Genomic DNA, 13,428 nt, shown 5'->3' with positions numbered 1-13,428 from the left:
TAGGCTTGATGGCAACAGGCTTTGGCGGTCAGGGCACCACGCCGGTCCATTCAGGGGTGGAGAACTTCTCTTCGGCCTGTTGTCGGGCGCGCGCCAGCGTGTCGCTGCCGATCTGCCCGGGGGTCAGACGGTGCAGGCCGGCAAAAGTTTCCACCATGCGGTCGATGATGACCTCGCGTGCCAGCCCGGTCTGCGTGCGCAGCGGGTCAACGCGCTTCTTGGCGCTGGTGGTGCCCTTGTCGGACAGCTTTTCGCGGCCGATCCGCAAGACTTCGACCATTTTATCGGCGTCGATGTCATAGGACATGGTCACGTGGTGCAGCACGGCGCCGGCCCGGCGGGCTTGCGCTGCGCCGCCGATCTTGCCGATGTCCGAGGCGATGTCGTTCAAGGGCTGATACCAGGCCTTGATGCCCAGACCCTGTAACGCGGTCAGCACCCAGGCGTCCAGGAAGGCATAGGATTCCTGGAAACTCATGCCGTGCACCAGCGCTTGCGGCGCGCTGAGCGAATAGGTGATGGAGTTGCCGGGCTCGATGAACATCGCCCCGCCGCCGCTTACGCGGCGCACGACCTCGATGCCGTGGCGCTTGGCGCCGTCGGGATCGACTTCATTCTTCAGGGATTGGAAGCGGCCGATCACCACGGCGGGGGCGGACCATTCCCAGATGCGCAAGGTGGGCGGCCGCTGGCCGGCGCCGACTTCATCGGTGATGACGGCGTCCAGCGCCATGTGCAGCGACGGCTCCTGCGGGCCTTCGTGGATCAGTTGCCAGTCATAGTCGTTCCAGTCGGTGCGCGTCATGCCAGCGCCCTCCGCAGGACGACGGCGACGGCCTCGGCGGAAAAGCCGAACAGTTCGGCATCGGCGGGCAGGGCCGATTGGACGGCAACCGCCAGTTCCAGTTCGCCGGCGTCGGCCGGCATGCCGTTCAGGCCATTGTTGATGGCTTCAAGCGCTTCGGGCGGTTCAAGAAAGAAGTCGCCGCTGATACGCACATTGGCCAGGCGGCCGTCGCGCACTTCCAGATCCGCAACGACCAGTTTGCCGCCGGGGACTTTATATTCGCCATGCATGGGCGCTCCTTGCAAAATCATCTACTTGCACTACAGGCTGAGCTTCATGCCATCGTGGCTGGCCTTGAAACCCAGGCTTTCATAGAACCGGCGCGCGTCCGGACGCGCACGGTCGGTGGTCAGCTGGACCAGGCCGCATCCCTGGATGCGGCATTGTTCAATCGCCCATTCGAACATGGCGCGTCCCAGGCCCTGGCCGCGGTAAGACGAGGCGATGCGCACGCTCTCGATTTGTCCGCGCCATTGGCCCTGCCGCGACAGGCCGGGTATGAACGATAACTGCAAACAGCCGACCAGGTGGGAATCCTGCTCGACCACTGCCATGAATTGATTGGAATCCTGGTTGATCGCGGTAAACGCGGCAATGTAGCGCGGATTCGGTGGCACGGACGGGTCTTCGCGCGTGGCGCCCAATTCGTCGTCGGCCAGCATCGCGATGATATGCGGCAGGTCTTCGGCGCGCGCGCGGCGGAACGCCAGTTTCGGTGCTGTCATGGGCGGTCTCCGGCGGATCAGCGGGTGACTTGCTGCGCGGTCTGGCCGAACAGGATGCGGCGGGACTCCTCGTCGCTGATGGACGGGGCGGTATTGATGGTGTCGGCCAGCGCATAGGCGCGTTGGGTGGCGGGTCGCGCGGCGATGGCGTTGAACCAGCGCTGCAGGTGCGGGAAGTCGTTCAGGTCCTGGCCCTGCTTGGCGTGGGGCACGATCCACGGGTAGGCGGCCATGTCGGCGATGGAGTAGTCGCCCGCCACGAATTCGCGGTCGGCCAGACGCTTGTTCAACACACCGTACAGGCGGTTGGTCTCTTTGACATAGCGGTCGATGGCGTAGGCGATGCGTTCTTGCGCATAGCCCGAGAAGTGGTGGTTCTGGCCGGCCATGGGCCCCAGACCACCCATCTGCCAGAACAGCCATTGCGAGACTTCGGCGCGGCCGCGCACGTCGGCGGGCAGGAAGCGGCCGGTCTTCTCGGCCAGATACTGCAGGATGGCGCCCGACTCGAACAGCGAGATCGGCGCGCCGCCGTCGGCGGGCGCCTGGTCGACGATGGCGGGAATGCGGTTGTTCGGCGCGATGGCCAGGAATTCGGGTTTGAACTGATCACCGCGGCTGATGTTCACCGGGTGGATCTTGTAGGGCAGGCCGGTTTCTTCAAGGAACAGCGTGATCTTGTGGCCGTTGGGGGTGGTCCAGTAGTAGAGATCGATCATGGGGAGCGTCCTGGGAATCTTGGCGCCGCCGGCGGGGGCCGGCGGATGGAAAAAAGCCATGATAGCGGGGACGGCTCGGCCCGGCCCCGAATAACCGGGGCCGGGGTGCGGGTTTCCGGTGCCGCTGCCGCGGTCAGGCCGCGCCGGTGCCAGGGCGCGGGCGACCCGGCAGGCGCCAGGTCCAGTTCAGGCTGACACCCGCGGCGGCCAGGAAGATCATCGCCACGCCTACGACCTGCGTGGCATCCATCCGGTGGCCGTAGACCAGGAAGTCCAGCATGATGGCCACGGCGGGGTAGATGAAACTGAGCGCGGCGGTGGACGTGGTGGGCAGCTTCTGGATGGCCGAATACATCAGGATGTACATCAGGCAGGTGTGGATCAGGCCCAGGGCGACCAGGTAGCCCCATTGCAAGGGCGCAGCGGGCAAGGCGTTGAAATCTGCCATGGGCAGCAGCATGATGGCGCCAAGCGTCACCTGGACCAGCGCCAGCATCTGAGGCGGGATGCCCTTGAGCCGCTTGACGATGATGGCGGTGATGCCATAGAGGGCGGCGGCGCCCAGACCCAGCATCAGCCCCGACAGGTATTCGCTGCCCCCCGCACCGCCGGTTTCCGACAGGCGCAGCACCAGCAGCAATCCGGCAAACGCCACGACCGACCAGGCCAGCTTGCCGCGTGTAGGGCGTTCGCCCAGGAACAGCACGCCTAGCCCGATCAGGAAGAAGGGCTGCACGTTGTAGACGGCCGTGGCCAACGAGATGGACGCCAGCCGGTAAGCCGAAAACAGCAGCACCCAGTTCAGGACCAGCGCTGCGCCGGCGGCCAGCGCCAGGGCCAGCGTGCGGGCCGTGAACAGGCCGGGCCGGAGCAGCCCGCGCGCCCAGCAATACAGGAACAACGACAAGGCGCCGAACACGCAGCGGAAAAACACGACGTTCCAGGCGCTTTGGCCGGACTCGATGACAAACACGCCCAGTGTGCCGGACAGGGTCATGGCGGCGGCCATTTGCGCCAGGCCGAGGCGTTCTGATGCGGGATTCATGAGGTTTCTCCGGGCGGGCTGTCCGCGATGTACGATGGAGAAATTATCCCAGGCAGATCAAGGTGGTTATATGATGTAAGTGTGGTGCTTTTAACGTCATACCTTCTTTTAGGTGGAATTTATGCAAAACGACCTAAAAAACGAAAGCCCTGTTCTGGATGGCATCGACCGTCGCCTGGTCGAGACCCTGTCGGCCAACGCGCGCACCACCACGGCCGACTTGGCCCGGCAGGTGGGCATGTCGGCGCCCAGCGTGGCGGACCGCCTGCGGCGGCTGGAGGAATCGGGCGTGATCCGCGCCTACACGCTGGATGTGGATCCGGTGGCGTTGGGCTACACGTTGGAGGCCATCGTGCGTATCCGGCCCTTGCCCGGGCAGTTGCGGCATGTGGAAGGGCTGATCCAGGAGATCCCGGAATTCGTGGAATGCGACAAGGTGACGGGCGATGATTGCTTCATCGCCCGCGTGGTGCTGCGGTCGATTTCGCACCTGGACGGAATTCTTGAGCGCGTGACGGAGTTCGCTGAAACCAATACCGCCATCGTCAAGGCGCACACGGTGCGTCGGCGCCTGCCGCCCTTGCGCTAGGGCGCTTCAGGCCCAGGCCGCGAGCCGACTTAAACCGGCGCGGAGAGCGCCCGGACGATATCGTCCTTCAGGCCCGCCGGCGTGTCCGTCGGCGCGTAGCGCTTGATGACCTGACCGTCGCGGCCGACCAGGAATTTGGTGAAGTTCCATTTGATGCCTTCGGTGCCGAAGACGCCGGGCTTTTCGCCCTTCAGCCAACGGTACAGCGGATGTGCGTCCGCGCCGTTGACGTCCACCTTGGCGTAAAGCGGGAAGGTGATGTCGTATTGGGTCGAGCAGAAGTTGCGGATCTCGGCTTCGTCGCCGGGTTCCTGGTGACCGAACTGGTCGCAAGGAAAACCCAGCACCGTCAGCCCGTCGTCGCGCAGCGACCGGTAGAGTTCTTCCAGGCCCGCGTATTGCGGCGTGAAGCCGCACTTGGAGGCGACGTTCACCACCAGCAGCACGCGGCCGCGGTAGATGTCCAGGGATTGGTCCTCCCCGTTGATGTCGCGGGCAGTGAAATCGAAGATATTGCTCATGCGGGCTCCTGTGTCAGGCGTCTGGACGCGAGGGCGCCAGTGCGCTGGCTTGCCCGTCGAGTGTAGCGCCTGGCCCGGCGCCGGCGCAGGAACTCAAACCAACTTCAAGTCCAGTGGGGCCACGCCGGGAAACACCTGCGCCAGGCGCGCCTTGTCCAGCCCGTACAGCCGCGAGAACAGGCCGGCGAAGACCGCGCGGTATTCGTTCAGCACGGGATAGTCGCGGTCCTGGAACAGGGTGTCGCGCTTGACCGCGACTTGCCGGCCCGCGATGCGACCACCGCGCACGTTGCCGCCCATCACCCAATACACGGTGCCATGCCCGTGGTCGGTGCCCTTGTTGCCGTTTTCGCGGAAGGTCCGGCCGAATTCACTGATCACGACGACGGTGGTCTGCTGCCAAGCAGGGCCCATCTCGTCGGCGTAGGCGGCAAGCGCCCGGCCCAGTTGCCCCAGGCGGTTGGCCAGCGCGCCGGTGGCGGCGCCTTGGCCCACGTGCGTGTCCCAGCCGCCCACGTCGACAAAGCCCAGGTTGTAGCGGTCGGTCATGAAGCGGGCGATGCGGCGGATTTCCAGTTCAAGCTTGTCGGTGGAGATGGCGTTGCCGTTGGCCGCCTGCATTTCGGCGTCGATCTCTGCGCGCGCGGCGCCCATGACGCGTTGGCCTTCGGTGACGGCTGCGTGCAGGTCCGTACCCTCGTAGAGCGAGGCGATCACCCGGGCATCTTCTTCGTTCAGGCGGGATTTGCGTCCGGCTCCCAGCAAGTCGATATTGGGGATGCGCGTGTCGCCTCGGAATATCTGCGGGACTTCTGAGGTGAAGGCGGCGGGTTGGGAGCGCTTGGCGTTCAACGCGGTCGTCAGCCGATTGAGGAACCCCGAGCGGTAGTCGCCGCCTTTCCCAGAGGCCTGTCCCCGCTCGATGCTGTTCTGCGTTTCGAAATGGCTGCGGCTGAGGTCGTCGGTGCCGGCAAACGCCACGAAGGCCAACTGCCGCTTTTCATAGAACGGCAGCAGGCTGTCGGCCAGGGCCGGATGCAAGGCCCAGCCGTCGGCGAGCGGCAGGGCGGAACCGGGCCCGCCGCCCGGCCGGGGAATCGCGATGGTGGGCCGGGATTCATAGTAGAAATCGCTGCTTGCGGGAACCAGCAGGCTGGCCGCGTCGTACGCGCCGCGCATGAAGACCACCAGCAAGCGGTTGCCCGACACGGCAGGCGCGGCATAGAGCCGGCTGCCGCCCAGCACCAGCGGGGCGGCAGCCATCAGTTGAAGCAGTCGGCGTCGATCCATGAGGGGGCTCCTAGCGGCGCATGAACTCTGGCGAGGCCAGCAGGTAGGTGTTGGCGACAGGTGTCGATTTGGCTTGTTCCACGGCCTCTTGCGTGCGGCGCGACAACGTCGAGAAGAGGCCATTGCCCGCGTTGGCTTTCAGCAGGTTCGGCGGGCGCGGTACGCTCGGCGGCTGCTCGTCGGGCTTTTCCCGATAGAACACGCGCGGCGCACCGGCAATGGTGCTGGCGATTTCAAAGCGCGCCGTCATCTGGCCAGACCCGGCCCAATCCGATTGGGACAGCGGGTAGCCGTCCGGGGTCAACCGCTGATTCAAGGGTTGCCCAAGCTGCTTGAGCAAGTTGATGCTGCCCCGGGCATTGACGATGGGCGGCAAGCCGTCGTACGTCAACCGCAAGGAAGAATACAGGTAGTGGACCGGATCCTTGAAGACACCCGACTTCAGGGATGCGGCGAATTCGGGCGAGGAGAACAGGGTGTGCAGGGTGGCGGAGATATCGCCGTCCTTGTCCAGGAAGGTCCGGCTCATCTTGTCGATCAGGGAGGGGGGCGGCGCGTCACCGACGAAAAAAACCGCCAGCTTGCGGCTGATGAATGTTGCGGTGGCCGGCTGGCGGGCCAATAGGTCGGCCGCTTGTTCCACTTCCCGCATGCCAGCGCCAGCGATGGTGTGCCCCAGAAATACTTTGGTGCCGTAATCGTGGCGAGCCGGGTTGAAAAGGAAATAGCCCTGCTGCACGACTTGCCCGCGCAACGCCGCCTTGACCTTGGGCGGCTCAAGGCTGTTGCCCAGCCCCAGTCCTGTAAGGATGCGGGCCAACTCCTGCACGTCGTTCTGGGAATAGCCTCCATCCACGCCTAACGTGTGCAGCTCCATCAGTTCGCGCGCGTAGTTCTCATTGATCTTGCCCGCCACGTTCTGCGTATTGTCCAGATAGATCAGCATGGACGGCGACTGCATGGTGGCGGCCAGCAGATCGCGGAACTTGCCCAGGGCATGCGGACGGATCGCGCGGTCTTCGTACTGGGAAAGGAATATGCCGACGTCGCCTTTCTCGCTGTCCACGTTGAAATGGTTCATCCAGAACCAGGTCATCTGGTCTTGCAATTGATTGGGAGAGTAAAGCGCCCGCCACAAGGCGCGTTCGCCGACCTCGGCGCCGCGTTCACGCGCCATTTTCCTGGCTTGGCGGTTGGCGCTGAGCTTGTCCTCTTCGGAACGATCTTTGGCCTTTTGCCGTATGTCTATCTGGGCTGCGCGCGCCTGCTCGTCCGATTGCTGCGAAATGGACAAGGCGTCGATGCGTTGCTGCACCTCGGGCGGCAATGGCGCCTGAGCCGCGGGATGCAATTGCGCAAGCAGATAGCGGTCGATCCCCATCGTCTGGGCACGCGCCAATTCGGTCGGCGTGGCGCCCCAAGTCACCCGATTGACCAAGGCGGCTTCCCGCGCCTGCTGTGGGGAGGCTTGCTGGGCGAGCGCCCCTGCGGCCAGCGGCAGCAGTAGCAAGGGGGCCAAGCGGAAAAGCCAGGAGGTCAGCCGTGCCATAAAGCGGTTTCCTTCAACCAGGACACTTGATGTCAGACAGAGTATTTACTGAAGCATTCCCCGTCGGCGTATTCTTGAAACGCAAGGAAACGGATCGTTTGTTCCTGACGAGCCTATCCCCGCGCGGGCGAGGGGCCATTCAGGCGGCAACGCAGCCGCCGTCCTATCATGTCGCAACGATATTCAAGTGCCAGCAGGAGCGCCGCGATGGAAGGAATGATTGAACGCCTGGAGGCCATGCTGGCCAAGGGCACCGACAACATGCTGCTGCGGTTTTCGCTGGGCAAGGCCTATGCAGAGCAGGATTGCTTTCGCGAAGCCGAGCCGCACTTGCGGGCGGCCCTGGCGTTCGACCCCGCTTACTCGGTCGCCTGGAAATGGCTGGGCAAGGCCTGCCTGGGCCTGGGCGACGTGGAAGGCGCACGGGCGGCGTGGAACTCGGGCCTGGAGGCCGCGCAGGCGCGTGGCGACAAACAGGTCGAAAAAGAATTGCAGGTTTTCATCAAGCGCTTGGACAAGCAGGCGGCGGCCGGCGCCTGAGCCGGCCTCGCGTCGTCGTCAGGCCTGGCCTTTCAGCAACGGCCGCGCGCTGGGCGTCGCGATCAATCCCGCCGGCACAGGCGGGGCGGCACGCTTGGGCAGCACCGTCTGGCTGCCGGCCACGCGGAACACTTCGATGGCGTGGCGCAATTGCGCGCCTCGGGTGCGCAGGTTGTCCACGGCCAGCGCGGCCTGCTCGACCCGCACCGCATTGCGTTGGGCCGCTGTATCCGTTTCCGAAATGGTGCGGCTGACGTTGTCGATGCCGGTGTGCTGTTCGGTGGAGGTGGCCGCGATCTCATTCATGATCTGCGTGACCTGCTGCACGGAATCCACGATGTCCAGCATGGCGGCGCCCGCACGCTCCACGTGCCGCACGCCATCGTTGACGCGCTCGTTGGACGCTTCGATCAACGCTTTGATTTCGCGGGCAGCGGTGGCGCTTTTCTGCGCCAGGCTGCGCACTTCGGTGGCTACCACCGCGAAGCCCTTGCCGGATTCGCCGGCGCGCGCGGCTTCCACAGCGGCGTTCAGCGCCAGGATGTTGGTCTGGAACGCGATGCCGTCGATGATGCCCACCACTTCGGTGATGCGCGAGGAACTCTCGACGATCCCGTGCATGGCGGCTACGGCTTCGTTTACGACCTGGCCGCCGCGCTTGGCCACGTCCGAGGCCTGGCTAGCCATCCGGTCTGCGCCGTGCGCGTTCGACGCGTTCTGCTTCACCGTGGCGGCCAGCTGTTCCATGCTGGCCGCGGCTTCTTCCAGCGACGCGGCCTGGCGCTGCGTGTGCGCGGACAGGTCCTCGTTGCCGTCGGCGATCTCCGAGGCGGAGTGCAGCGCGCTTTCAATGCCGTCGTGCACGTCGCGCGTGATGCTGACCAGGCTTTTGCGCATGACTTCCAGCGAGAACTTCAGGGCGCCAATCTCGTCGCGCAGGCTGGCCGAGGGCAGGGGCGTGCTGAGGTTGCCCGCGGCGATCTGCCGCGTGAAGTCGGTGGCGGTCGCCAGCAGCCCCGAGATGCTGCGCGCGAATCCCCAGCCTGAGGCGAAGATGAGGACCACGCCTGCCGCCAGCACGGCCGCGGCGATGGCGAGTTCTTCGGGCTGCATGCGGTCGAACATGCCATACAGCGCGACGCCGGCCGCGCCCAGGAACAGAGTGGACGCCAGCATGGCCCAGGCCAGCATGCGCGAACGCACGCCGGTCAGGCGCCACAGCTTGCCGCGCGCCAGGATGCCGGCGATGCCCGTTGGCCGTGCCTGGCCACGCACGAGCCGCACGCCGCGCGCCGTGCCGTCGCGCAGTCTTCTATAGAGCTTGTCAGCTGCGTCGATCTGCGCTTGGGTCGGCTTGACGCGAACCGACGCATAACAGACGGTTTCCCCGCGCTCGATGATGGGGGTGACATTGGCCAGCACCCAGTAGTAGCCGCCATCCTTGCGGCGGTTCTTGACGACGCCCGTCCAGGATTCGCCGCGCTGGATGGTGCGCCACAAGTCCTTGAAGGCGGCTTCGGGCATATCCGGGTGGCGCACGATGTTGTGGGCGGCGCCCACCAGTTCCTCGCGAGAGAAGCCGCTGACTTCCACGAACGCGGGATTGGCGTAAATGATGCGGCCACGGGCGTCGGTGCGGGAGATCAGGTACTGCTCGTCGTGAAGCGTGTATTCCTTGTCGTAAACCGGCTGATTGTTGCGCATGCGTCTGTCGTCCTGTGATGGGCGGGGGCGTGGTGCAGCCGGGGATCATCGGGGAGGGGCGCGTGCGCGGGGTTGATCTACATCAAGATATTGGAATGTTATGCAAAACGTAAATTCATGCGATGTGGGTCATACGGCAGGCAGGTTGCCGAATGCTTCCAGCGCGCGCAGCCGGCTTTGCGCCAGGTCCACGATGGGCGCGGGATAGCCGGCGGCCGCGCGTTCCATGGGGCTGGGGTCATGGATGGCTTGATCGTCCAGGTGCGCCAGTTCAGGCAGCCATTCCCTCAGGAAGACGCCGCGAGGATCGAACCGGCGGGATTGCGACAGAGGATTGAACACGCGGAAGTAGGGCACCGCGTCGGCCCCCGTGGAGGCGCTCCATTGCCAGCCGCCATTGTTGGCGGCCAGGTCGCCGTCCACCAATTGCGCCATGAACCAGGCTTCGCCCAAGCGCCAATCGATCAGCAGGTTTTTGGACAGGAACATGGCGGTCACCATGCGCAGCCGGTTGTGCATCCAGCCCAGCGCCAGCAGCTGCCGCATGGCGGCGTCGACGATGGGAATGCCCGTTTTTCCCTGCTGCCAGGCATGCAGGTCTGCAGGCGCGTCGCGCCACGGCACGGCGGCGGTTTCGGGTTTCATGGGCTGGTGCATGGACAGCGACGGGTAGGCGGCCAGCAGGTGCTGGTAGAACTCGCGCCACAGCAGTTCGTTGATCCATGTGGCGGCGCCGGCCTTGCCGCTATCCAATTCGCCGTGATTGGCTGCCAGCGCCGCACGCAGCGCTTGCCCGGGCGACAGCACGCCGGCCGCCAGATAAGGCGACAGGCAACTGGTGCCAGGCAGCGAGGGGAAGTCGCGCTCGTCCTTGTAGGCATCGATGACGCCGTCGGCAAAGGCGGCCAGCCGGTCGCTGGCCGCGGTTTCGCCGGCGGGCCACAGCGCGCGCACGGCATCGCTTGCAGGCGGGAATCCGTCGAAGGCATCGGGCAGGGCGTCGGCCTTCCACGCCGGTGCGGTTTGGGCCCGGGGGGCGAGCACGGGGCGGATCGGCGCGGTGCGCAGGCGCTCCCGGCACGTGCGCGCATAGGGGGTGTAGACGCGGTAGCACTCGCCTTTGCCTGTCAGCACCGTGCCGGGGCGCAGCAGCGAGGCGCCGTGATGCAGCGTCCAGTCCACGCCGCTCGCTTGCAGCGCGTCGGCCACGGCCGCATCGCGGCGGCGTTCGTTGATGGCCCATTCGGTATTGGCGTGGACTTGCCCAATGCCGTGTTCCTGGCAGAAGCCGGTGATGGCGCCGGGCGCCTCGCTCCAGTCCGCGACCGTCAATAATTTGAGGGGAATGCCCAGCTTGCCCAGGTCGGCCGAGAGTTCGCGCAGGTTGCGCAGCCAGAAATCCACTTTGGCCGGCGCGTCGCCATGCAGGCGCCATTGGCGGGGCGACGCCAGGAACAGCGCAGTGACCGTGCCGTTTTCGGCGGCGGCGGCCAGAGCGGGGTTATCGTGCAGGCGCAGATCGGTGCGTAGCCAGAGCAGCGTGTTCATCTAGGGCAATCCAGGACGGAAATCGGCGGACAGGCGCGCCCGGCCATTGAGGCTGGCATTCTATCGCGCGGCCCGTCCATGGAAGACGATGTAAAAACTACGAGTAGATGTGTCCGGGGCAATGCGGCGAGGGGACGGGTGGGGCCCTGGGCCAGATCCGAGGTTTCTACGACAGCACGCGGTCAAACCATGAAACACGCTGAGGCCGCATACGTATTGACGCGCTTGTCCCCGCGCCATGTAATTCACTTAACGACGAGAGCAAAAGTGAACGCTATGGGAAATCTGATGGACCTACGCCCGTCCTTTCTGAGGGGACGCACACCCGCCGGCAAGACGTCGCTCGATGTCCTGCAAAAACTGTGGCGTTCACTCGACCTTCCCGACGAGTCGCTGGATCACGTGTTGCTGACCGGCGCGGACCCTGTGCTGCCCTCGTCCTTTGCGGTTGGCGCGGCGGCGCAAGCCAGCATGGCCGCTGCCGCCCTGGCTGCGGCCGAACTCTGGCATCTGCGCGGCGGCGCGCGTCAACAGGTTTCGGTCGACATGTTGCACGCCGCTCAGGAATGCCGCAGCCATTTCAAGATCAACGGCGTGACGCCCAATCCGTGGGATCCCGTCAGCGGTGTGTACCGCTGCGGCGACGGGGGCTGGGTGCGCATCCACGCCAACTTCGCGCATCATCGCGACGGTGCGTTGGCATTGCTGGGGTGTCCGACCGGTGAGGGCACCACGCGGGAAATGGTGGAGCGCGCGCTGAGCCGCTGGAAGGCGCTGGACTTCGAGCAGGTCGCCGCCGATGCCGGCATGGTGGTTGCCGCCATGCGCAGCTTTGACGAATGGGACCGCCATGCGCAGGGCCAGGCAATCGCCTCGCAGCCCCTGATGACCATCGAACGCATCGGCGAGGCCGACCCGCGGCCCTTGCCCAAATACGGGCACGACGCGCGGCCGCTGAAGGACATCCGGGTACTGGACTTGACCCGCATCATCGCCGGGCCCGTCTGTGGCCGCGCGCTGGCCGCCTATGGGGCAGACGTGATGCTGGTGAACTCGCCGCAACTGCCCAATATCGACAACATCATCGACACCAGCCGCGGCAAGTTGTCGGTGCTGGCCGACCTGGATACGGCCGACGGCCGCATCGCGCTGGGCAACCTGTTGCGCAGCGCGCACGTGTTCGTGCAGGGCTACCGGCCGGGCGGCATGGCCGCGTTGGGCTTCGGGCCGCAGGACGCCGCGCGCATCCGGCCTGGCATCGTCTATGTGTCGCTATCGGCCTACGGCACTACCGGCCCCTGGGCCAACCGGCGCGGGTTCGATTCGCTGGTGCAGACGGCCACGGGCTTCAACCACGCCGAGGCGCAGGCAGCAGGACAGGAAGCGCCCAAGCCCCTGCCCATGCAGATTCTGGATCATGCGTCCGGGTACCTGATGGCATTCGGCGCGCAAGTCGCGCTGGCGCGGCAGGTGACCGAGGGTGGCAGCTGGCATGTGCGCGTGTCGCTGGCGCAAACCGCGCATTGGCTGCGCAGCCTGGGCCGGGTGGACGGCGGGCTGGCCTGTCAGATGCCGGAATTCGAGGGTTTGCTGGAAACCGAGCCGTCGGGCTTCGGCGAATTGCTGGCGGTCCGTCATGCCGCCCGGTTCTCGGAAACGCCGGCGCGGTGGACGCGCCCGTCCAATCCGCCCGGCACGCATCCGCCGGTCTGGCCTTTCAATTAGGCCGCAAGCGCCGTCGTAAAAAAGCCCGGGCGAATACCCGGGCTTTTTACGTTTTACTGCTTCGCCTTCCAGTCGCGCAGCGCGCGCATGGTGTTGGCCACGTGCGAGTCCGGATTCATGTCCGTGAATTCATACAGGATCTTGCCCTGCGGCGAGATCACGTACGAGATCCGTTGTGCGTAGTCAGGGCGCTTGTCGTGCACGGCGTCATAGGCCTTCATGATCTTGCCGTCGCCATCGGCCGCCACGGCGAACTTGCTGCGGCATTCGCTGACCGAAAACTTGTTCAGCGTGTCGATATCGTCCGTCGACACGCCAATGACGGTGGCGCCCAGCGACTTGTATTCGTCCGTGGCTTCGGCGAAGTTGTGCGCTTCGATCGTGCAGCCCTTGGAGAACGCGGCGGGGAAGAAATACAGCACGACGGGCCCTTGCTTTAAGGCCTCGGTCAGTTTGAATGTGAAGACGTTGCCGCCCAGCGAGGCCTGGGTGCTGAAGTCAGGCGCGGGCGCTCCCACGTTCAAGGCGGCCTGGGCCGACGTGCCGGCCAGCAGGCCGCAAAGCATCAAGCAGGAGACAAGGCGTTTCATGGGAGGCTCCGATATCCAGTGTGGCGCGCGGGCGGG

Annotated in this window: 14 protein-coding genes; 3 read left to right on the top strand and 11 right to left on the bottom strand. The window is 65.4% G+C overall.

The annotated features are described in order from the left end of the window. Positions 1-28 precede the first annotated feature (28 nt). The 5 genes from AC27VE_RS18860 to AC27VE_RS18840 all read right to left on the bottom strand — a co-directional run bounded on the left by AC27VE_RS18860 (position 29) and on the right by AC27VE_RS18840 (position 3,336). On the bottom strand, positions 29-805 hold the full coding sequence (locus tag AC27VE_RS18860; RefSeq protein WP_088588299.1) for a lipoate--protein ligase family protein: 777 nt from the start codon (positions 803-805) through the stop codon (positions 29-31). Continuing rightward, complete coding sequence (gene lplB, locus AC27VE_RS18855) at positions 802-1,077, bottom strand: lipoate-protein ligase small subunit (protein WP_105559744.1); 276 nt, start codon at positions 1,075-1,077, stop codon at positions 802-804. Before lplB ends, AC27VE_RS18860 begins: the two co-directional genes overlap by 4 nt. A 30-nt stretch (positions 1,078-1,107) precedes the next feature. Then, the gene (locus AC27VE_RS18850; RefSeq protein WP_315130990.1) at positions 1,108-1,572 is read right to left on the bottom strand and encodes a GNAT family N-acetyltransferase; all 465 of its coding nucleotides are present in this window, start codon (positions 1,570-1,572) and stop codon (positions 1,108-1,110) included. Positions 1,573-1,589: 17 nt separating this feature from the next. Then, complete coding sequence (locus AC27VE_RS18845; RefSeq protein WP_006223374.1) at positions 1,590-2,291, bottom strand: glutathione S-transferase N-terminal domain-containing protein; 702 nt, start codon at positions 2,289-2,291, stop codon at positions 1,590-1,592. Positions 2,292-2,424: 133 nt separating this feature from the next. Next, complete coding sequence (locus AC27VE_RS18840) at positions 2,425-3,336, bottom strand: DMT family transporter (RefSeq protein WP_488704681.1); 912 nt, start codon at positions 3,334-3,336, stop codon at positions 2,425-2,427. Positions 3,337-3,457: 121 nt separating this feature from the next. Between AC27VE_RS18840 and AC27VE_RS18835 the strand changes: the two genes are divergently transcribed. After that, the gene (locus AC27VE_RS18835) at positions 3,458-3,925 is read left to right on the top strand and encodes an Lrp/AsnC family transcriptional regulator (RefSeq protein WP_006223372.1); all 468 of its coding nucleotides are present in this window, start codon (positions 3,458-3,460) and stop codon (positions 3,923-3,925) included. Positions 3,926-3,954: 29 nt separating this feature from the next. On the opposite strand, the gene AC27VE_RS18830 is transcribed toward AC27VE_RS18835, so the two are convergent. The 3 genes from AC27VE_RS18830 to AC27VE_RS18820 form a co-directional block, all read right to left on the bottom strand. Next, on the bottom strand, positions 3,955-4,446 hold the full coding sequence (locus AC27VE_RS18830) for a glutathione peroxidase (protein WP_088588296.1): 492 nt from the start codon (positions 4,444-4,446) through the stop codon (positions 3,955-3,957). A gap of 93 nt (positions 4,447-4,539) precedes the next feature. Further along, positions 4,540-5,736, bottom strand: a complete 1,197-nt coding sequence (locus AC27VE_RS18825) for a DUF1501 domain-containing protein (RefSeq protein WP_488704680.1) — start codon at positions 5,734-5,736, stop codon at positions 4,540-4,542. Positions 5,737-5,746: 10 nt separating this feature from the next. Further along, positions 5,747-7,285: a DUF1800 domain-containing protein gene (locus AC27VE_RS18820; RefSeq protein WP_488704679.1), complete on the bottom strand. Its 1,539-nt coding sequence runs from the start codon at positions 7,283-7,285 to the stop codon at positions 5,747-5,749. 207 nt (positions 7,286-7,492) lie between these two features. Between AC27VE_RS18820 and AC27VE_RS18815 the strand changes: the two genes are divergently transcribed. Beyond that, a complete protein-coding gene (locus tag AC27VE_RS18815) occupies positions 7,493-7,825 on the top strand; it encodes a tetratricopeptide repeat protein (protein ID WP_315845945.1) in 333 nt (110 codons plus the stop codon). An 18-nt stretch (positions 7,826-7,843) separates the two neighbouring features. Here the strand turns inward: AC27VE_RS18815 and AC27VE_RS18810 are convergent, their stop codons facing one another. Both AC27VE_RS18810 and phrB read right to left on the bottom strand, forming a co-directional pair. After that, complete coding sequence (locus AC27VE_RS18810) at positions 7,844-9,529, bottom strand: methyl-accepting chemotaxis protein (protein WP_488704678.1); 1,686 nt, start codon at positions 9,527-9,529, stop codon at positions 7,844-7,846. A gap of 129 nt (positions 9,530-9,658) precedes the next feature. After that, a complete protein-coding gene (phrB, locus tag AC27VE_RS18805) occupies positions 9,659-11,077 on the bottom strand; it encodes a deoxyribodipyrimidine photo-lyase (protein WP_488704677.1) in 1,419 nt (472 codons plus the stop codon). Between the two features lie 276 nt (positions 11,078-11,353). Between phrB and AC27VE_RS18800 the strand changes: the two genes are divergently transcribed. Further along, positions 11,354-12,802 (top strand): CoA transferase, encoded by a 1,449-nt coding sequence (locus AC27VE_RS18800; protein WP_488704694.1) that lies wholly within the window; start codon positions 11,354-11,356, stop codon positions 12,800-12,802. A 53-nt stretch (positions 12,803-12,855) separates the two neighbouring features. Here AC27VE_RS18800 and AC27VE_RS18795 read toward each other — a convergent pair whose 3' ends face one another. After that, positions 12,856-13,392: a peroxiredoxin gene (locus tag AC27VE_RS18795; protein ID WP_088588289.1), complete on the bottom strand. Its 537-nt coding sequence runs from the start codon at positions 13,390-13,392 to the stop codon at positions 12,856-12,858. Positions 13,393-13,428: the final 36 nt, after the last annotated feature.

The sequence above is a fragment of the Achromobacter sp. 18P8.1.1 genome, assembly GCF_057799415.1.
The sequence above is the reverse complement of the archived record's forward strand: the minus strand, read 5'-3'. Positions and strand labels throughout refer to the sequence as shown.